The sequence below is a fragment of the Candidatus Dedyshia acidiphila genome, assembly GCF_051025295.1.
In the GTDB taxonomy this organism is placed as follows: domain Bacteria; phylum Acidobacteriota; class Terriglobia; order Terriglobales; family Acidobacteriaceae; genus KBS-83.
In genome coordinates this window covers 111131-130994 of sequence record NZ_JBMGJV010000004.1, presented here as the reverse complement: position 1 = coordinate 130994, position 19864 = coordinate 111131, and the positions used below count along the sequence as shown (strand labels likewise).

Sequence of the window (19864 nt, the reverse complement as noted above, 5' to 3'; positions counted from 1 at the left end):
GCTTTACCCTATAGTCATGGTCCACTGGACGCTCTTTCACGGTGTTGCCATTGTAGTCCTGATCCTGGTGAACGGCTTTTTTGTGTCGGCTGAGTTCGCCCTCGTCAGCCTCCGCGGCACCCGGATCGAGCAGTTGTCCCGCACCAGCGCTGGCGCGCGCTCGGTCGCCCAGCTCCACGCCGCGCTCAATGAGGCGCTCTCCGCCGTCCAGGTCGGCGTAACCATCGCCAGCCTCGCCCTCGGCTGGATCGGCGAGCCAGCACTCGCTCCCATGTTCGAGCGGCCACTCTCCGCCCTGCCCCATGCCGCGCTCTTCGCTCACGGCCTCAGCGCCGGACTCGCCTTTGCCCTGATTACGTACCTGCAGGTGATCCTGGGCGAGCTGGTGCCCAAGTCGCTCGCTCTGCGCCGCCCGGAGCAGATTGCGCTCGGCGTCGCGGCCCCCATGCTGGCCTTTATCCAGCTCACCCGTCCCTTCGTCGTGCTGATGAACAGCTCAGCAAGCCTCGTGCTGCGGCTCTTCCATGCCACTCCGGTCGGCGAGCTGTCCGTCCATTCACCCGAGGAGCTGAAGCTGGTCGCCACCGCGATCCGCCACCAGGGACTGCTACCCGCCTACCAGGAGCAGTTGATCCATCGCGCCGTCGAGCTGAACGACGTCGTCGCGCGCGAGATCATGACCCCGCGGCAACGCATCTTTTCGCTGTCCGCGAGCATGACGCTCGAGGAGGCCAGTGCGCGCATCGTCGAGGAGCAGCACTCCCGTGTCCCTGTCTACGACGCGACCCGTGGCCCGGAGTACATCATCGGCGTCGTCTATTCGAAAGACATCTCGCGCCTCATGCAGTTCGCGCTTCAGCGCTCCGCGCCGGCGCAGAACCCGCTGCGCATCCTGCTGCTCGGCCAGATCATGCGCGATGTCGTTGTCGTGCCGGAGACCAAGCCCGTGCTCGACCTGCTGCACGAATTCCAGGAGCGCCGCCGTCACCTTGCCATCGTCGTCGACGAGCATGGCTCGACGGTCGGGCTCGTCACCGTTGAAGACGCACTCGAGCAGTTGGTCGGCGAGATGGAGGACGAATTCGACATCGCCACCCGGAGCACGCCGCGGTTGCCGGCAGAGGCCTTCTACCTGGACGGCGGCGTCACGCTCCGCGATCTCGAGACTCAAATGCACCTGCTGCTGCCGCGGGATGGTGGTGTCGAGACACTCGCCGGGTTCCTGCTCGCGCGCCTCGGACAGATTCCCACGGGCGGTGAGAGCGTCGACTACGAAGGTCGCCGCTACACTGTTGCCGAGATGAGTGGACACCGCATCAGCCGCGTGCGCATCGAACCCGTTCCCGCTTCGCCAACAGCGGACGGTGGCGCCACTGAACCCGCGGCACTGTCGCGAGGCACTGCATGAGACTGCTGCCCGCGCTCGGGCGACGTCTCCTCTACACACTCCCCGTTCTCTGGCTCGTCGTCTCCGTTGTCTTTCTGCTCATTCATCTCGTGCCCGGCGATCCCGTGGCACAGATGCTCGGCGAGGGCGCGTCGGCCACAGACCTGCAAACCCTGCGCCACCAGTACGGACTCGACCTCCCCGTCGGCAGTCAATACCTGCACTACTGGCACGGCGTGCTGCATGGCGACCTCGGCCACTCCATGCGGCTGAACGATTCCGTCACCCACCTCATCCTGCAGCGCTACCCGTACACGCTGGAGCTCACCATCGCCGCACTGATCGTCGCGTTGCTCGCCGCCATCCCTGCCGGCATCCTCGCAGCGCTCTATCGCGGACAGTGGCGCGACAACGCCGTCGGCGTGGTCTCGCTCTTCGGGCTGTCCTTCCCGTCCTTTGCGCTGGGCCCGATCGCGATCCTGCTCGTGTCCATCAAGCTTGGCTGGCTGCCCGTATCCGGCGCCGGCTCGCCCGCGCACCTCGTGCTGCCGGCTCTGACCATGGGCTCAGGCCTTGCCGCCATCCTCACCCGCATGGTGCGCACTGCCATGCTCGAAGAGCTAGGCCAGGACTACATCCGCACTGCGCGTGCCAAAGGGCTGCCCGAGCGCACCGTGCTCTACCGCCACGCACTGCGCAACGCGCTCATCCCGATCGTGACACTGGTGGGGTTACAGTTTGGCGCGCTGCTCGCGGGCGCCATCGTCACGGAGACGATCTTCAGCTGGCCCGGCGTCGGCCGCCTCACCATCTCCGCCATCTCGAACCGCGACTATGCCCTGGTCCAGGGCTGCATCCTCGCCGTCGGGCTCACCTACGTGCTGGTGAACCTCGCGACCGACGTGCTTTACGCAGTGCTGAATCCGCGCATCCGCGCCTGAGCTCTTTCCCGTACACCGCTCTCCTTGACAGCCTAGGAGTCACCTGCGCTACTCTCCTAGCCAATCGAGGAGAGCACCCATGGGCAGCAAGCAACTCGACCTCCTGCAGGGCACGCTCGACATGCTGATCCTCAAGGCCGTCTCACTCGGCCCCCTGCACGGCTATGGCGTGCTCCTGCGCATCCAGCAGATCTCCGGGCAGCAGCTTGAGATCCAGCAGGGCTCGCTTTACCCCGCGCTCTACCGCCTCGAACACGGCGGCCTGATCGCGAGCGAGTGGGGTGAATCCGAGAACAACCGCCGCGCCAAGTTCTATCGCCTCACCGCCGCTGGTAGAAAGCAGCTCCGCGCCGAAACCGATCAGTGGAACCGCATGGCCGCGGTCATCGCCGGCGTGCTCCGGACCGAGCCGGAGGAGCTATGAGGATGCTGCTCGGCAGCCGGCTCCGCTCTTGGTGGCGCGCCATGCGCCGCCGCGACCACTTCGAGCAGCAGATGCAAGACGAACTCGACTTCCACATGGAGAGCTACACTGCCGACCTGATCGCGCAAGGCACTCCGCCCGACGAAGCACAACGCCGTGCCCGCCTTGAATTCGGCTCCTCTGCAGCCGCAGTGAGTGAACGTTGCCGCGATGCCTACGGACTGCGCCTGTGGGACGAACTCGTCGCCGACCTGCGTTACGCCCTGCGCCAGTTCCGCCAGTCGCCCGGCTTCACCGCAACCGTGGTCGTCGTGCTCGCGCTGGGCATTGGCGCGAACGCGGCGCTCTTCACCGTCATCAGCCAGACCTTGCTGCGTCACCTGCCCTACGGCCATGCGAACGAGATCGTGAAGCTGACCCCCGTCGATCGGGAGGGCAGGTACGCCGGCGCATCGGACACCGACCTGATGGTCTGGAAACAGTCGCATTCCATCCGAGAGCTTCTGCACTCGCGCGGTATGGGGCAGACCTGGATGCAGCACGGAAGATCCCTGGAGCAGGTCGATCGCGTCGATGTTGGTTCTGACCTCTGCGGCTTTCTGCAGGTCACGCCATTGCTGGGCCGCTGCTTCATGGCTAGCGATGTACGCAGCGGGCCGGGCAGCGTTCTGCTGTTGAACTACGCGCTCTGGCAAAACGCATTCGGCGCTGACCGCAATATCGTGGGCAGAACAGCTCGGCTCGACGACAAGCTCTACACCATCATCGGCGTGATGCCGCCGGGCTTCGCGTTCACATTGTCCGGACCTCCGCTGCAGGTCTGGACCCCAGTGCCCCTTGAGCCGGACGCATCGTCCGGCGCTATGGTCCGATTGCAACCGGGCGTCAGCCTGGAGCAGGTGGCCGCCGAGTTGTCTGCCAAGCAGTTGGCGCTTGCTCGCCAGCGCGTCGCCAAGACCTCGATGGACATCGCCGCAGTGCAGGTCAAGGTCAAAAGCCTTCGAAGCACTCTCAACGAAGACGATCGCCCAGCACTGCTCGCCTTCCTCGCGGCCGTGCTTACGCTATGGCTGATCGCCTGCCTGAATGTCAGCAATCTGCTGCTGGCCCGCGGCGTGTCTCGTCAACGCGAGCTCGGGATTCGCAGCGCACTCGGTGCCGGCCGCTGGCGTATCGTGCGGCAGCTTGTCATCGAATCGCTGCTCCTCAGTCTGCTCGGCACTGCCGCCGGTCTCGTGCTTGCAGAGTCCGTGCTGCTCACCCTTGCGCACTTGCTTCACACCCGATTGCAACTGCCGGAGCATCCGGTTCCCGATGCGCGCGTCCTCGGTGCTCTCGTCGCCTTGAGCTTGCTCAGCGCGATGCTGTTTGGCATCGTCCCTGCGTTGCTTGCGACACGCAGGCTGAGCGAGAGGTCGCTCAGCCGCCAGTCCTCTTCGCCGCCAGGGCGTGGTCACCTGCGATTCCAGCATGCGCTCGTCTCGGCGGAGGTCGCCTGCACGGTGGTGCTGCTCGTGGCCTGCGGTCTGCTGCTTCGCACTGTGCTGGAACTGCGCAAGGTGCCGCTCGGCTTCCGTACCGATCATGTAGCCCTCGTGCATCCCGACTATCCCGGCTTCCGATATAAGGAGGCCGATATGCAGCGTGCGCTGTATGAACCGCTCCTCGAGCGGATTCGTGCCATCCACGGTGTCCGGTTCGCGGCGCTGACTACCGTCGCTCCCCTGAACAGGGAGTTCAGCATGCTGCTGTACATGAGCTTTGGAGACACCGAGACCGGACCGGATAGTCATCGGCTGACCATGCAATTTCACGCAGATGGCCGCGACTTGCAGAAGGTCCTGGGCTTTAGCATGCGGCAGGGCCGCTTCTTCAACGAGAGCGACACCTCAACCACGCAGCCAGTCGCGGTTGTGAACCAGACCTTTGCGAACCTGTGGAGCAAGTCCGGGAAGTCGCTCGAGGACTTTCCGCTGAATCTCGCAAAGGATAAGAAGCGCAGAGTCCGCATCGTCGGTGTCATCGATGACGTGCGCCAGGTGTCGCTAGCGGAGCCGGCTGCTCCGGAGATCGATATATGCGCAGAGCAGATGCTGCCCAGCGACACTTTCTACCAGTCTGCGATGCGCACGTATGCAAATATCGCCATCCGCACCAGCGTCCCTGTTGAGCAGATCGCGCCCGACATCCGCGCCGCCATGGCTGCCGTCGATCCCGCACTCAAGAGTACCGTCGTCGAAACCATGCAGCAGGTGGTCAACGACAACATCGGCGACCAGCTTTTCGCTGCACGCCTGCTCGAAGCCTTCGGCGGCTGCGCCCTGCTGGTCGCGCTCACCGGCCTCTACGGCTTCCTCGCATACCTCGTCTCGCAGCGCACGCACGACATTGGTGTGCGCCTCGCGCTCGGCGCGCCGCGTCGCCGCATCGAGCGCATGTTCCTCGCTCGCGCCCTCGGGATGCTCGTCGCCGGCCTCATCGCGGGACTCGCTGCCAGCCTCTTGGCCACGCGGCTGATCACGCGCTTCCTCTTCGGCGTGCACCCACACGACCTGCCGACACTCTCGTTTGTTCTGCTGATCATGCTGGCGTCGGGCTTACTTGCGGCGTGGCTGCCCGCGCGACGCGCTTCGCATGTGGAGCCGATGGAGGCGCTGCGCGAAGCCTAGCGCCTCAACATCGGTTGAAGTCGACAATTACTTCTGCTTCGCGATCACCTTGTCTTTGATCTTCGCGTAAGTCGCCTGCGGCACAATCTTCTTGGTCACCAGGTCGGTCTTCTTGCTGTACGGCCGGCCCGCGACAATCTTCTGCGAATAGGCATCCCCCACGCCGGGCAGCGCCTTCAGCTGATCAGCACTGGCCGAGTTCAGGTCGACCAGATCCGTCATCGCAGCAGTGCTGCTGGCGGTCGCCGCGGACGTCTTCGCGCTCTTGGCTGCCGCGGCGCTGTGGTGCGCGGTGCTGTTGGTCGTGCTCTGCGCTGCAGCCTGCGCGCTCGCGTGAGCCGGGGATAGAAGCAGTCCGGCTACGAGAACGGCGGGAAGGAATGCCAGGCGCATCCAACGGCTCTTCTGGGTCAGGTGCATAGGGTCTCTCCTTAGGAAACGTGCAGATCTCGCCTGCGTTCGCTCAAGCGGCGCGTCAGGCAGGGCCAGCTTCATCCCGCCGCTGGCCCTTGTCAAGCAAAGATGCTCCCCGCTTACTTCTGCTCGGCCGCAACCGCTGCTTCTGCCGCCTGGAAGCCCACCTTCGAATGCGTGCCATCGCAGAACGGCTTCTTCACCGACGCGCCGCAGCGGCACAGCGAAACCGCAGGCTTGCCGGTCAAATCGATCTCCTTGCCATCGACATCGATCAGGCGGATGGGGCCCTCCACGCGAAACGGGCCATTCGGTCGGGTCGTAATCGTAACGTTGCTCTCTGCCATGTTGTCTCCTGTTGGTAGTTGTGAACTTAGCGCGGCTCAAGCCGTCGCGGCTTCTGCATCGGCACCACTTGCACCGTGACATCGCGCACCTCGGCGAGAAAGCGGTTGATCACCGAGCCGCGCAGCAGAATGTCCATGCGCGAGCGCGCCGACTGCCCGAACACCACGTGTGAGATGCCTTCCTGCTTCGCAAACTGGATCAGTGCGTTCGAGACGTTCTTGTCCTTCAGCACGACCACCTTCGCACCCAGGTCGCGGGCCAGCCGCTGGTACTCTTCCATCCGCTGCTTGTCCTCTGTCTTCTCAACATTCTGAGACTCGTCTGGCGCTTCCACGCGGACGGCGTACCAGATGGTAGAAAGTCGCGAGGCAATGCGCGCACCCGCGCGCAGCAGCCGGTCGGTCCCGGGGCGCGGCGACAAACACACCATCACCTTCTCCGGGATGGGCGCCTGCTCCAGGCCCTGAGAGCGTCGATAATCCGCTGCCTGCGAGCTGACTTCGGCCGCCGTCGTGCGCAGCGCGAGCTCGCGCAGCAGGTTCAGATTGCCCTTGCGGAAGAAGTTCGAGAGCGCCTGCTCGATCTTCTCTGGCGCATAAATCTTGCCCTGCCGCAGCCGCGTGCGCAGCTCTTCGACCGGTATGTCGACATTCACAATCTGGTCGGCCCGCTTCAGCAGGCTGTCCGGCACCGTCTCGCGTATCGCTGTGTTGGATGAGCGCGCGACAGTATCGTTCAGCGTCTCCAGGTGCTGCACATTCACCGCGGTGAAGACATCGATACCGGCTTCCAGCAGCTCGAGAACATCCTCGTAACGCTTGCCATTACGTGAACCCGGCACATTCGAATGCGCCAGCTCGTCCACCAGCACGATCTTCGGCCTTCGCGCCAGGATCGCGTCCAGATCCATCTCCTGCAGCACGACAGACCGGTAGGGAATCGCCTTCTGCGGAATGATCTCTAGGTCGCGGATCATCGCCTCGGTGTCGATGCGCTTGTGCGGCTCGACGAAGCCGATAACGATGTCCTCACCCTGCTTGCGCAGCAGGTGCGCGTGTTCCAGCATCTGGTACGTCTTGCCGACGCCCGGCGCAGCGCCGAGATAGATGCGCAGCTTGGCCGGCTCGGGCGGCAGGCTGTGGCCTTCGGCCTGCGCGTCCGTCGATGACGTCGGCGACGGTGCGAGTGGCTCGTTCGGCTCGCTCATCTCACCCCACCTCGATTGCGTGCCGCGTCAGCCGCGTCGGTGCCAGCGGCAACGTGAAGCTGAACGTCGTGCCCTGGCCGACGCGGCTCTCGACCGAGACCTGCCCGTGCATCAACTCGACCAATCGGCGTACCAGCGCAAGTCCCAGCCCCGTGCCGTCCGGACCAGCGCTGCCCACTGCACCGCGGCCCTGCTCGGCGGGACGTGCGCTCTGCACAAACCGCCCGAAGATGCGCTTCAGCCGCTCCGGCTCGATCCCCGCGCCGGTGTCGCGCACAAAGAACTGCACTCGTTTCTTTTGCTCCTGCGCTTCGAGCACGATGGTGCCGCGCGCTGGTGTGAAGCGCAGCGCGTTTGAGAGCAGGTTGTCCATCACGCTCTTGAGCGCGCGTCTGTCACCGTGCACGGGTGACAGGTCGGGGAAGGCCTCGATGTGGATCTGCACCTCGCGCTTGTTCGCCTCCTGCTGAAAGCGCAGCGCTGCGTCGCGCAGGATGTCGATCGGCCGCAGCCGCTCCATTCGTAACTGCCGCTGGCCCGTATCAAGTTCCGCCACATCGATCAGGTCGGTCATCAGGTCATTCAGGTGCTCGGCATCCTCTTCCGCGCCGTGCACCAGGTCTGCCTGCAACGGCCGCAGATCCCCGGCAAAGCCCTTGTTAAGCGAGTAGAGCGCCAGCCGCAGCTTCTCGAGCGGCGTCCTCAGCTTGTCCGATGCAACCGCAATGAAGCGTGTCTTGAAGCGGTCCAGGTCCTGCAGCTCGGTCACATCTTCGAGCACGCTGACCGCGCCCAGCAGCTTGCCGTCGGTGTCGCGTATGGGAGTCGTGCGAAGTCGATAACTCCGCTCTGCCTGCCCGATCCACATCGGCAGCAGCGCCGCCTCGCCCTCGTGCGCCACCGGCCGCTGCATGGAGACAGCATCGCGCACTGCGCTCAGAATCTTCTGCCCCCCAGGCGTGTTGGCCAGCGCCATGCGATCCCCAGCGGACTCACCCAGCAACTGCTCGGCCGCCGTATTCAGCTTCAGCACCTGCCCGCGCGCATCGGTCACGATCACGGGTTCGAAGATCGACTGCACCACTGCGTCGGAGAGCTGGTGCTCCATCTGCTTGCGCCCGAACTCCGTCTCGCGCAGATCGCGAATGTGCACCGCCATCCGGTTGATCTCGGTCGCCATCTCGCCCAGGCTGTCGTTGCCGCTCCAGTCCAGCCGCTGCTCCAGGCGGCCTTCGCCGATGGCCCGCAGTTGCACGGCCGAGCGTCGCAGCGGCCGCAGAACGGAGAGCGTCACCACCGCGGCGATGACTAACCCAAGCACGACGGCACCCACCGCTGCCTGTGTTGCCGCGTGCATCACGTGAGGAGAGAGTCTTGCCAGCGCGAGCAGACGAACGCCACCCGCAGCCGCCACGGTCAGCAGGGCAACCAGCAACACCATCCCGGCAATCAGTCGTTGGCTCAGGCTCATGCGTTCGTTGGGCGCGAGCCGCGGCGGCGCTCCATCAAGAATTCAGTGTGCCACACTGCTGCTCGCTCGGTGCTAGGTGGCTTGATAGCGCGACAGCACATCGGCCAGCGTCACCGTGCCATCGATCGCGCCGCGGCTCGCGCGGTTCTGTACCGGCAGGATCGGCCATCGCGCCAGGTGCGGCAGTGCCGAATCCAACGGCAGATCGGGGAAGAGCAGTGGCAGTCGATCCGGCTTCAGCAGATTGGCGACCGGCGTCTCCGGTTGATTGACTGCGGCAATCGAGCGCAGCTCCGCTGCCGTCATCGAATACCACGCATGCTGCGGCAGGCGGATGAAGAAGACTTCGGCGTCACCGATCTGCTCGAGCGCCGTCTTCAGGGTCACCCCAACATCGATCACCGGGATCGAGAGCGGGCGCAGCGCATCCTCCAGGTGCAGCACAATCTCCTCGCGCTGCTCTTCCATCGAGGGCAGGTCCAACCCGTCCTGGTGCGTGAACACCTCGAAGATGGCCGCGGGCTGCAGGCTGCGAGAGACGAGGTACGCGATCGTGTTCGCCAGGATGACAGGCAGAATGATCGAGTAGTTGCCGCTCACCTCGAGCACCATGAACACCGACGTCAGCGGCACGCGCAGGAACGCTGCGAACAGCACGCCCATGCCGACCAGCGCATACGAGCCGATGGAGACATGCAGGTGAGGGAAGTGATGCTGCTCGAATGTGCCGATCGAGGCGCCCAGCATCGCGCCTACGAACAGCGTCGGCGCAAACATGCCGCCCGGCGTACCGCTTGAAAACGACAGCGTCGTCGCCAGAATCTTCAGAAGCGCGAGTGTCAGCAGCAGCGTCCAGGTGAACTGCCCATGCATGGCGCGGTTCATCACCTCGTAGCCCGGACCCATGATCTGCGGAAAGCCGAAGAAGCCGATCAGCCCGACCGCTAGTCCGGCCAGCGGCGTCTGCACATAAAAGGTCCAGCGCGGCAGGTTGCGCAGCCGTGGCCGCAGGTAGCCCAGCGCGCGGGAGAAGATGCTCGCCGAGAGTCCGCCGATCACGCCCAGTACCGCGTAGGCCAGCAGCTCGCGCGAATCTGTCACCGTCACGGAGGGGATCTGGAACATCGGCTCCGAGCCCCAGAAGCGCCGCGCCACCACCACGCTCGAGATCGCCGACAGCACGACCGAACCCAGCACGGCTGCGCTCCACCGACCGATCACCTCTTCGATCACGAACAGGATGGCCGAGATCGGCGCATTGAAGGCGGCTGCCAATCCGGCGGCCGCACCCACCGGCGCGAACAATCGAAGCCGCTGCCGGCTCAGCCCCAGCCGCCGGCTCACCATCGACGCGACGCCCGCGCCGATCTGCAGCGACGGATCCTCCGGCCCCAGCGAGAAGCCGGCGCCCAACGCCAGTGCAGACGTGATGAACTTGCCGATCACCGTCTTGAACGAGATAAACCCGTTATAGATATAGAGCGCGGCCTTGGTCTGGTTGACGCCGCTGCCGCGGGCTCCGGGAAAGAACCGCTGCACCAGCACCGCGACGACCGTGCCCAGGATCACCGGTACATAGATCAGCCGGTAGAGCCCCGGCTGCGGCACCGACCCTATGGTGAGCGTCTGGATCCAGCTGATCGCTACCCGGAAGCTCACCACCAGCAGGCCGGAGATGATGCCAATAAAGATCGACAGCACCAGGAACAGCCGCTCGTCGCGCGTCGGCGCAATCTTCAGCAGGTCGATCTGCGACAGCCGCTGCAGCGGCTCGACCGCCGGCATCACGTCGCCCGGCGCGTCCTTGGCGGGGGGCGGCGCTGCTACGGCTGCTGCGGCTTTTGCAGCCGTGCCGTTCGCAGTCTCCGTTGCTTCGATCCTGCCTGACTCTGTCGCTGGCTCCATCGTCCTCGATCGGCCTGTTTGCCGTCTTGTCTAACCTATCGCTCTTCGCAGCCTGCCGGTCACTGGTCCACGCCGTCCGGCGTCGCGGCAATCCGCAGCAGCGCCGCATCCAGCCCCGCTGGAGGTCCGCAGGCCGACGGTGGAGCGGCGACCCTCGCCGGGGCCGGCGTTTTTGCGGCAGGTGCTGTTGCCGTTTGCGTCGTGGGTGTTCCGCCGCCCGAGGTCCCCGCCGCGGCTGCCGGAGCGCTATCCAGCGCCAGCTCCGTGTCATACACCAGTTGCATCACGACCGTCTCGAGCCCATCATCCCGCTGGAGCTGCTGCACCGTCAGCGGGGAAGGCGCCTGCTGCCAGCGCTCCGCCAGCGCGGCAATCTCGTGAGTCCTGGCTGCGTCCGTCGGCGCTCCTGGCTGACCGCCGGTCGCCGCGCCTGCCGCTGGTGCTTTCATCGTGCAAGCCTGAAAGCGCCGTCGCGCTGTCGCATAAGCCTGCACCACCCGCCGCAGTCGCTCCCGCTCCGGCAGTGATGGCGACGGATACGCCGCCATCACTGCGCGCGCTACCTGCAGGTTGTGCTCCGTCAGCTCGTGATTCACCAGCGGCTGCTGCGGTGACGCCACCGTCACTGCTCGCTCCAGGAACAGGTGAGCCGTGCGGAAGTGCCCCATCGCAAACGCCATCTGCCCAGCGCCTTCAAACGCCTCGGTCATCGGTGGACGACGCCCCGCCACCTCGCGATAGAGGTGCAGCGCGTCGCCGTATGCGTGCGCCTGCGCCAGCAGGCCCGCGGTTTCCAGTAGCGACGGCGTCCCCGTGTCATTGCCTGCGGCGATCAGCAGCTCATCCCGCGCCTCGCCCAGTCGGTTCTGCTGGATCAGGTAGCGCACCAACTCCAGCCGCACCTGCCGCCGGCGGATCGCGCCATCCCCCTCCCACACGCCATAGATCGCCGCGTGGTAGTGCTCGAGCGCCGTCGCCGGCTGCTGTTGCCGTCCCGCCAGCCGCGCCAATTGCAGATTGATGTTGCCGTTGCCCGGCTCCCGCTCCCATAGCGTGTTGAAGTACGCAGTTGCCTCCTGCAGCCTGCCCGCACGGGCCAGCGCATCGGCCAGGTCGATCTCCGTCGTCCGGTCTCCGCCCTCATACCCCAGCGCCGCGCGCAGGTCGAACACCGCGACCTTCGGGTTGTTGTTCCGGAGCGCCGCCTCGCCCCGCCGCTTCCACCGCGCCGCCGCATCCCGCTGGTGCTGGGAGTACGACTGAAAGATCAGATACGTCAGGATCGCCAGCACCACCGTCGTCGCGGTGACGGCCAGCAGGGAGAGCGTATCCTGAACGATGAGACGGCGCTTGGCGAGCCGCTCGGCCGTGGTCAGCGGGGCTTGAGTCCGAAAGAAGGGGATCGTTCTCACGCGGGCGTTCCTCTAGGCTACTGCCCCTTGCGTCCCCTGCAAAGCGCTTACCCTTTCGCGCAGCGTACGGACGCTGCCGTGCGTCTCATGGTGAAGGAAAGGCACGCCCGCGGTCGGGCCTGCTCCTCCACTCTGCCGGCCACCCCGGAGGTGCTCTGATGGAACGACGCGACTTTCTCAAATCTGCCGCCGCTCTCACTGCGCTGCTCGCGCTCCGCGAGGAGGCAATCGCCGCCACCGGCGACATTCCGCGCCGCACCCTCGGCCGGACCGGCCAGTCCGTCGCCTGCATCGGCATCGGCGGCTACCACATCGGCGCGCACAGCGTCTCCGAGCAGGAAGGCATCCGTATCGTGCGCACCGCGCTCGACTCCGGCGTCAACTTCCTCGACAACTGCTGGGACTACAACGACGGCGTCAGTGAAGAGCGCATGGGCAAGGCCCTGGCCGACGGCTACCGGCAAAAGGCCTTCCTGATGACCAAGATTGACGGCCGCACCCCGGCCGCGGCGCGCCAGCAGCTCGAACAGTCGCTCCAGCGGCTCAAGACCGATCACATCGACCTGGTACAGATCCATGAAGTCATCCGCATGGGTGACCCGGAGCAGGCCTTCCAGCCCGGTTATGTCGTCGACGTCCTTAAACAGGCGCAGAAGGAAGGGAAGCTGCGCTACATCGGCTTCACCGGCCACAAGAGCCCGGAGATCCACCTCCACATGATCGAGACGGCCGACAAGCATGGCTTTACCTTCGATACCGTGCAGATGCCGCTCAACGTTATGGACGCGCACTTCGACAGCTTCACCACCAAGGTGCTGCCCGTCGCGCGGCGTCACAACATGGGCATCCTCGGCATGAAGCCGATCGGGAACGGCATCATACTCGACAGCAAAACCGTGAGTGCGACAGACTGTCTGCGGTACGCCATGAGCCTCCCCGTCTCGCTTACGATCACCGGCTGCGATTCCATGGACCGGCTCAACCAGGCACTCGGCGTCGCGCGTAACTTCAAGCCGCTGCCGCACGAGGAGATGACCGCGTTGCTCGCGAAGACCGCAAACACCGCCGTCGCCGGGCAGTTTGAGAAATACAAGACCTCGACCATGTTCGATGGCACGACGCACAATCCGCAGTACCTCGGTTAGAGCGCAAGGAGACCATGTCCATGTCCGCGCAACCCGTGCTCCCAACCGCTGCCGCTGACGACGAGGTCCTGTCGCAGCGGCGGCGTGCGCTCGAGGCGCGGCTCCGTGAACTCGGCAGCGTGGTCGTGGCCTACTCGGGCGGTGTCGACTCGGCTTACCTCGCCTACGCCGCCCATGCGGCGCTCGGTCCGCAGATGATCGCCATTCTTGCCGACTCCGCCAGCCTCTCGCGCCGTCATCTGCGCGAGGCCATCGCGTTCGCGACCACGCAGGCCATTCCGCTCAGCACGGTTGCGACCGGCGAGCTGGCCAGCGAAGACTACGCACGCAACGACGCCACCCGCTGCTTCCACTGCAAGGACGAGCTCTTCACCGTGCTCGAGCGCGAGCGCTCAGCCCGCGGCATCGCTCACGTCATCTACGGTCTCAACGCCGACGACACGCGCGACTACCGCCCCGGTCAGCAGGCCGCCACTCAGCATGCGGTTGCTGCGCCGCTCGCCGACGCCGGCCTGACCAAGAGCGATGTGCGTGCCCTGGCCCGCGCTGCCGCGCTCGACGTGTGGGACAAGCCGGCCTCTGCCTGCCTCTCCTCGCGGATTGAGTACGGCCGCCGCGTCACCCCTGAAGTCCTCGAGCAGGTGGAGCAGGCCGAGGACGCCCTGCTCGCCCTTGGCCTCACGCGCTTTCGCGTACGCCACCACGGCGTCGTCGCCCGCATCGAAATTGATCCCGATGAGATGGAGAGCGCGCTCAGCCGCGACATGTTTCGCCGCATCGGTGCAGCCGTTCGCAGCGCCGGCTTTCAGTACGCTGCCGTCGATTGCGATGGGTACCGTAGCGGCTCCATGAACGAAGTGCTGCCCCTGAGCGTGCTCGCGGGCGGCGGCAAGTCCGCCTGAGCGACACTAAGCCAGCAGGAGAGACCACACCTGAGCACGAATCGCGTTCGTATCGGCTATCTGGAGTGCTTTGCCGGCATCAGCGGTGACATGCTGCTCGGCGCACTGGCCGACGCCGGCGTTGACCCGGCGTTCCTCGTCCAGACCGCGGCAGCTCTGAACGTCGGCGCCACACTTACCTTTGCCGGTGCCGACCGAAGCGGCATCCACGCCCGGAAGGCTCGCGTCCTGGTCGACGGAAACGACGCCGACGCCCCTGCCAAACCCGCGCCACACGAGCACTCCCATCCGCACACGGACGACCATGCTCATGAGCACTCGCACACGCACCCGCACGACCATGCGCACCCGCATGACCAACCTCATGAGCACCAGCACCAGCACGAGCATGGCCGCTCGCTGACTGCGATTCGCGCACTGCTCCATGCCGCGCCTCTTCCGTCTGCGGCGCGCGAACTCGCCCTGCGTGCGTTCACCCTGCTCGGCGAGGCCGAAGCCGCCATCCACAATGTGCCGATCGCGGAGATCCACTTCCACGAGGTTGGCGCAGTCGACGCCATCGTTGACATCACCTGCGCGGCGGTCGGCCTCACCTCGCTTGGCGTCGAGCGCTGGTACTGCTCGCCCGTGAACGTTGGCAGTGGCTTCGTCGATTGCGCGCACGGCCGCTTCCCGGTGCCCGCGCCCGCCACTGCCGCCCTGTTGCGTGGCGCACCCACCTACAGCGACGGGCCCGCCATGGAACTGGTCACGCCCACCGGCGCCGCGCTGCTGCGCGCGCTCGACTGCACCTTCACACGCCCTGCTGCCGCGTTCGACCGCATCGGCTATGGTGCAGGCACGCGCAATCCACCGCGCTTTCCCAACGTGCTCCGCCTCAGCCTTGGCGCAACCGCGACAGAGCTCATAGCCGACTCCTCCACGACCGACACCTCCACGGCCGACACCGTCGCGCGCGAAACCATCGCCGTGCTCGAGTGCGCAGTCGATGACCTCAGTCCGCAGGTCGTCGCCCACACCGCGCAACTCGCGCTCGAGCACGGCGCGCTTGACGTCATGACCACACCCGTCACCATGAAGAAGGGTCGTCTCGGCACGCTGCTCACCGTCCTCTGCCGCCCCGGCGACCTCCCGCGCTTTGAAGAGCTGCTCTTTCGCGAGACCTCGACGCTTGGCATCCGCCATCGCCTGGAGCAGCGCCGCACGCTTGATCGAGAACACGTCACGATCACAACTACCTTTGGCGACGTGCGCATCAAGACAGCCTCGCTCGATGGCACACTCACCCATGCGCAGCCGGAATACGACGACTGCCACATACTTGCCGTCGCTCACCGCGTGCCGCTCAAGCAGGTGCTCGAGGCAGCGCTCGCGGCCTGGCGCGAGCGCCCCGCTCAACCCGACATCCTTCCCGAGGAGACCCCCGCGCCGTGAGCGCTCCACTTCACCGCCATGATGTTCTTGCGCTGCTCGAGGCCGTCGGCGCCGGCGCACTCTCGCCCTCTTCCGCGCTCGAGCGCCTCAGCACGATGCCCTATGAAGACGCTGGCTTCGCTCGCATCGACCATCACCGCGGCCTGCGCCTCGGCATTCCAGAGGTGATCTACGCCGAAGGCAAGACGCCGGAGCACGTTGCCGAGATCTTCGCCCGCATGGCCGCGCAGGGCGAAGACGTGCTCGCCACCCGCGTCAGCGAAGCCGCGTGGCACGCGGTCGCCGCTCGCGTGCCGAACGCTGAGTTTCACGCCATCGCGCGCTGTGTCACGCTGCGCCAGGCAGCTACCGCCGGCACAGCGCCCGCGGCCGGTACGGTCGCGGTGCTATGCGCCGGCACCAGCGACCTTCGCGTCGCTGAAGAGGCGGCCATCACCGCGTCCTTCCTCGGTGCGCCGGTCGAGCGCTACTACGACGTCGGCGTGGCCGGCCTGCATCGGCTGCTCTCCCAGCACGAGGCACTGCAACGCTGCGAGGTCGCCATCGTCTGCGCCGGCATGGAAGGCGCACTGCCCAGCGTGGTCGGCGGCCTGGTGCCCGCGCCGGTCATCGCCGTGCCCACCAGTGTCGGCTATGGCGCAGCCTTCGGCGGCGTCGCCGCTCTGCTCGGCATGCTCAACTCCTGCTCGCCCAACGTCACTGTCGTGAACATCGACAACGGCTTCGGCGCCGCCATCGTTGCCACCCTGATCGCTCGCAAGGGCGCACGCAGCGCGCAGGCCTCCGCCGTCACAAATCTCCCCGCGTCCGCCGCCGCGAATCCCCAGGCCTCCGCCGTCGCGAACCACGGATGACCGCACCGACCATCCTCCAGGCCCTCCGCCAGGGCACGGCGGATCTCCACGAGTCGCTCGAAACAGCGCTCCCACTCGGTGGCGATCTCTCCCTCGATCAGTACCGTGCCGTGCTCACCGGCTTCTACGGCTACTGGTCCGCGTGGGAGGAACGCGCCCGCAGTCTTGCTCCCGCGCCCTTCGCTGGCCTGCTCGCCGAGCGCGCACGTGCCGCCCTGCTCGCAAGCGATCTCCGCGCCCTCGGCACGCCCGCCGTCGGGCCTGCTTCTTCAATCGCGCCCTACGTCCCCGCACTCGACACCACGGCCGGCCTGCTCGGATCGATGTATGTCCTCGAAGGCTCGCGGCTGGGTGGCCAGGTTCTGGTCCGCAATCTCGCCGTGCGCCTGGCCCTCACTCCGGAGCACGGACTCAGCTTCTTCTACGGCTTCGGCCCGGAGACCGGCGCACACTGGAAAGCCTTCTGCCGTTTGATCGAACAAGAACTCTCCACTGCTCATGTTGACCCTGCGGTAGACGCCGCGCGCCAGACCTTCCTCGGCCTCGAGGACTGGCTGCGCACAAGCGGCATTCTGCACAGCTTCTGCATCCCAGCGGTGGACACGAACTCATGAGTACAGGCCTTCCAGATCTCTCTGAAGCCGCCCTGGCTGAGCTCGATCTCAAGAGCTGCGATCGCGAGCCGATCCACACGCCCGGCAGCATTCAGCCACACGGCTTCCTGCTGGCCCTCAGCGGCCCGGAAGAAGATCTGCGGGCCCGCATCATCACGCACGCGAGCGAGTCGGCCGCGCACTTTCTCGATCGTCCTCTGGATCGCATCCTCGGCCGCACGATCGGCTCGCTACTACCGGCGTCGTCTCTCGACCGGCTCTCGCGCCAGCTCCAGGTAGCTCGCCCGTCCGCTACCGCCGAGTTCGCCATCACCGCTCCGCTCTCCGATGAACCCGGCGCGCCGCACTTCGAGATCGTCTCCTATCGCAGCAGCAGTCTCCTCGTGCTCGAGTTCGAAGCCGAGTCCGCGCCGCTCGACGTCGATGCCCTCAACGCCGATCTGTACTCGATCATCTCGCGCATTCCGACGCTCACCGGCATCGAGGCGATCAGCGCCGTCGCCGCGCGGCAGATCCGCCGGCTCACCGGCTTCGATCGCGCCCTGCTGTACCGCTTCGACCAAGACGGCACCGGCATCGTGCTCGCCGAGGATCGCAACGACCGCCTGCCCTCGTATCTCCATCTGCGCTTTCCGGCGTCCGATGTGCCGCAGCAGGCGCGTCGTCTCTACGCGCTCAATCGCGTCCGCATCATCCCGAACGTCGACTACACGCCATCGCCAATCTGCGCTCTGAACCCTGGAGAGCCGACGCTCGATCTGTCGGGCTCCATCCTGCGCTCTGTCTCGCCCATCCATCGCGAGTACATGCGCAACATGGGCACGATCGCGTCCATGTCGGTGTCGATCGTGATTGATGGCCGCCTTTGGGGGCTGATCTCGCTCCATCACCGTGAGCCGCGTCACGTCGCCTACCGCCTGCGCGCTTCCTGCGATCTGCTCGTGCAATTTTTCGCCGCGCAGGTCGCCGCAGAACTCAAAGCGGCACGCCTCTCTCGCACCGTCGAGCTGCGCACCGTGCAGCGTCGCCTGCTCACCTCCATGGCAACGGAGGATCGTTACCTCTATAGCCTCACCGATCACGCCGGCGATCTCCTCGAGCTCACCAGTGCCGGCGGCGTAGCGCTCGTGCTCGGCCGCGAGTGTACCCTGATTGGTCGCACGCCTGCCTCCGACGAGGTGCTGCGTATCTCAGACTGGCTGCTCGAGCGTGGCGAGCGCCACGTCTTTGTCACATCATCGCTCGCTGCCGAATTTCCCGAAGCCGCCTCATGGGCGACCACGGCCAGCGGCCTGCTCGCCATCTCCATCTCGAATGTGCACGGCTCGTACCTGCTCTGGTTCCGCCCGGAGCTGCGCGAAACGATTCAGTGGGCAGGCGAGCCCGCGAAGCAGATCGAGACCGCCAACGGCCGGTTCGCCATCCATCCGCGCAAATCCTTTGCGACCTGGACCGAGACCGTTCGCGGCAAGGCCCGTCCCTGGGAAGAGACCGACATCGAGGCCGCAACCGAGCTGCGCAGCGCCATCATCCAGATCGTGCTCCGCCGCGCCGAGGAGATGGCCGACATCGCCGCCGAACTCGAGTTCGCCAACAGGGAGCTCGAGGCGTTCTCCTACTCCGTCTCCCATGATTTGCGCGCGCCCTTCCGTCATATCTCCGGCTTCTCTGAACTGCTGCTTGAGGAAGAGCGCGATCGTCTCAGCGAGCGGGGACGCCGCTACCTCAACACCATCATCGAGTCCACTCGCTTTGCCGGCCTGCTGGTCGACACGCTCCTCAACTTCTCCCGCATCGGCCGCGTCAAGATCGCGCAGCACGCCGTCAACATGCACGAGCTCGCCCAGGCCGCCTGGTCCGACGTCTACGCGCAGGAGGCGAACGGTCGCGAGATCCGTCTCACCATGGACCCGTTACCGATCGTGCGCGGGGATATCAACCTTTTGCGCCAGGTGCTCATCAATCTTTTTTCAAATGCGATCAAGTACACACGCAAGGTAGCCAACCCGGAGGTGCATGTCGGCGTCGAACTGCGCGGCAAGGATCACATCTTCTCGGTCCGCGACAACGGCGTCGGGTTTGACCAGCAGTATTCGCATAAATTGTTTGGAGTGTTCCAGCGATTGCACCGCGCCGAGGAGTACGAAGGAACCGGCATCGGCCTCGCGAACATTCAGAGAATTATTACTCGACATGGGGGGCGCGTCGACGCGCGGGGAGAGGTCGGCAAAGGCGCGACCTTCTTCTTCACACTCCCGGCAAGACAAGAAGGACTGGATGCTGAAACCGATTCTGCTCGTTGAGGACAATCCCCTCGACCTGGAGTTGTGCCTCAACGCCCTTGAGAAGAGCCGGCTGGCCAACGAAGTCATCATCGCCCGCGATGGCGAGGAAGCCGCCGATTACCTGTTCCGCCGCGGCGTGCACGCTGGCCGCGCCGTCGGCAACCCCGCCGTCGTCCTGCTCGACCTCAAGCTGCCCAAGATCGATGGTCTCGAACTGCTGGCCATGATCCGCAAGACGCCCGGCATGGATCATCTGCCCGTCGTCCTGCTCACCTCCTCGCGCGAAGAGCGAGACGTCATCACCGGCTACCAGCTCGGTGTGAATGCATTTGTCGTCAAGCCGGTCGCCTTCTCAGAATTCATTAAAGCGGTGCAGGACCTCGGCGTCTTCTGGGCTGTGCTCAATGAGCCGCCGCCGGGCAGCGCCAGGGTGCTCCGGAATGGATAAGTCC

Annotated in this window: 17 protein-coding genes; 11 read left to right on the top strand and 6 right to left on the bottom strand. The window is 65.6% G+C overall.

Translation table 11 applies throughout. From position 1 onward, the window contains the following. Positions 1 to 16 precede the first annotated feature (16 nt). The 4 genes from AC5IJH_RS03100 to AC5IJH_RS03085 all read left to right on the top strand — a co-directional run bounded on the left by AC5IJH_RS03100 (position 17) and on the right by AC5IJH_RS03085 (position 5421). Positions 17 to 1408, top strand: a complete 1392-nt coding sequence (locus tag AC5IJH_RS03100) for a hemolysin family protein (RefSeq protein ID WP_491901326.1) — start codon at positions 17 to 19, stop codon at positions 1406 to 1408. Next, positions 1405 to 2328 (top strand): nickel ABC transporter permease, encoded by a 924-nt coding sequence (gene nikB, locus AC5IJH_RS03095; RefSeq protein WP_491901325.1) that lies wholly within the window; start codon positions 1405 to 1407, stop codon positions 2326 to 2328. The genes AC5IJH_RS03100 and nikB overlap by 4 nt, the downstream gene beginning before the upstream one ends. A gap of 79 nt (positions 2329 to 2407) precedes the next feature. After that, positions 2408 to 2752: a PadR family transcriptional regulator gene (locus tag AC5IJH_RS03090; protein WP_491901324.1), complete on the top strand. Its 345-nt coding sequence runs from the start codon at positions 2408 to 2410 to the stop codon at positions 2750 to 2752. Beyond that, positions 2749 to 5421 carry an ABC transporter permease gene (locus tag AC5IJH_RS03085; RefSeq protein ID WP_491901323.1) on the top strand — a complete coding sequence of 891 codons (2673 nt, stop codon included), beginning with the start codon at positions 2749 to 2751 and terminating at the stop codon, positions 5419 to 5421. The genes AC5IJH_RS03090 and AC5IJH_RS03085 overlap by 4 nt, the downstream gene beginning before the upstream one ends. A 27-nt stretch (positions 5422 to 5448) precedes the next feature. Here AC5IJH_RS03085 and AC5IJH_RS03080 read toward each other — a convergent pair whose 3' ends face one another. The 6 genes from AC5IJH_RS03080 to AC5IJH_RS03055 all read right to left on the bottom strand — a co-directional run bounded on the left by AC5IJH_RS03080 (position 5449) and on the right by AC5IJH_RS03055 (position 12178). Next, positions 5449 to 5841, bottom strand: coding sequence for a ComEA family DNA-binding protein (locus AC5IJH_RS03080; protein ID WP_491901322.1), 393 nt, complete (start codon positions 5839 to 5841; stop codon positions 5449 to 5451). A gap of 113 nt (positions 5842 to 5954) precedes the next feature. After that, entirely contained in the window at positions 5955 to 6182 is a 228-nt protein-coding gene (locus tag AC5IJH_RS03075; protein WP_491901321.1) for a CDGSH iron-sulfur domain-containing protein, read from the bottom strand. A gap of 26 nt (positions 6183 to 6208) precedes the next feature. Continuing rightward, the gene (locus tag AC5IJH_RS03070; protein WP_491901320.1) at positions 6209 to 7390 is read right to left on the bottom strand and encodes a universal stress protein; all 1182 of its coding nucleotides are present in this window, start codon (positions 7388 to 7390) and stop codon (positions 6209 to 6211) included. A gap of 1 nt (position 7391) precedes the next feature. Beyond that, positions 7392 to 8861, bottom strand: coding sequence for a sensor histidine kinase (locus AC5IJH_RS03065; RefSeq protein WP_491901319.1), 1470 nt, complete (start codon positions 8859 to 8861; stop codon positions 7392 to 7394). Positions 8862 to 8933: 72 nt separating this feature from the next. Beyond that, complete coding sequence (locus AC5IJH_RS03060) at positions 8934 to 10766, bottom strand: chloride channel protein (RefSeq protein WP_491901318.1); 1833 nt, start codon at positions 10764 to 10766, stop codon at positions 8934 to 8936. Between the two features lie 59 nt (positions 10767 to 10825). Further along, positions 10826 to 12178: a tetratricopeptide repeat protein gene (locus tag AC5IJH_RS03055; protein ID WP_491901317.1), complete on the bottom strand. Its 1353-nt coding sequence runs from the start codon at positions 12176 to 12178 to the stop codon at positions 10826 to 10828. A 158-nt stretch (positions 12179 to 12336) separates the two neighbouring features. Here AC5IJH_RS03055 and AC5IJH_RS03050 point away from each other — a divergent pair, with 158 nt between their 5' ends. Genes AC5IJH_RS03050 through AC5IJH_RS03020 form a run of 7 tightly spaced genes read left to right on the top strand, consistent with a single transcriptional unit; the run spans position 12337 to position 19860 of the window. Beyond that, positions 12337 to 13323: an aldo/keto reductase gene (locus tag AC5IJH_RS03050; RefSeq protein WP_491901316.1), complete on the top strand. Its 987-nt coding sequence runs from the start codon at positions 12337 to 12339 to the stop codon at positions 13321 to 13323. A gap of 20 nt (positions 13324 to 13343) precedes the next feature. Next, the gene (larE, locus tag AC5IJH_RS03045) at positions 13344 to 14225 is read left to right on the top strand and encodes an ATP-dependent sacrificial sulfur transferase LarE (RefSeq protein ID WP_491901315.1); all 882 of its coding nucleotides are present in this window, start codon (positions 13344 to 13346) and stop codon (positions 14223 to 14225) included. A 30-nt stretch (positions 14226 to 14255) separates the two neighbouring features. Next, entirely contained in the window at positions 14256 to 15659 is a 1404-nt protein-coding gene (gene larC, locus AC5IJH_RS03040; RefSeq protein ID WP_491901352.1) for a nickel pincer cofactor biosynthesis protein LarC, read from the top strand. Then, a complete protein-coding gene (gene larB, locus AC5IJH_RS03035; protein ID WP_491901314.1) occupies positions 15656 to 16513 on the top strand; it encodes a nickel pincer cofactor biosynthesis protein LarB in 858 nt (285 codons plus the stop codon). Before larC ends, larB begins: the two co-directional genes overlap by 4 nt. Beyond that, entirely contained in the window at positions 16510 to 17127 is a 618-nt protein-coding gene (locus AC5IJH_RS03030; protein ID WP_491901313.1) for a biliverdin-producing heme oxygenase, read from the top strand. Before larB ends, AC5IJH_RS03030 begins: the two co-directional genes overlap by 4 nt. Continuing rightward, complete coding sequence (locus AC5IJH_RS03025) at positions 17124 to 19430, top strand: ATP-binding protein (protein ID WP_491901312.1); 2307 nt, start codon at positions 17124 to 17126, stop codon at positions 19428 to 19430. Before AC5IJH_RS03030 ends, AC5IJH_RS03025 begins: the two co-directional genes overlap by 4 nt. Continuing rightward, positions 19405 to 19860, top strand: a complete 456-nt coding sequence (locus tag AC5IJH_RS03020; RefSeq protein ID WP_491901311.1) for a response regulator — start codon at positions 19405 to 19407, stop codon at positions 19858 to 19860. The genes AC5IJH_RS03025 and AC5IJH_RS03020 overlap by 26 nt, the downstream gene beginning before the upstream one ends. Positions 19861 to 19864: the final 4 nt, after the last annotated feature.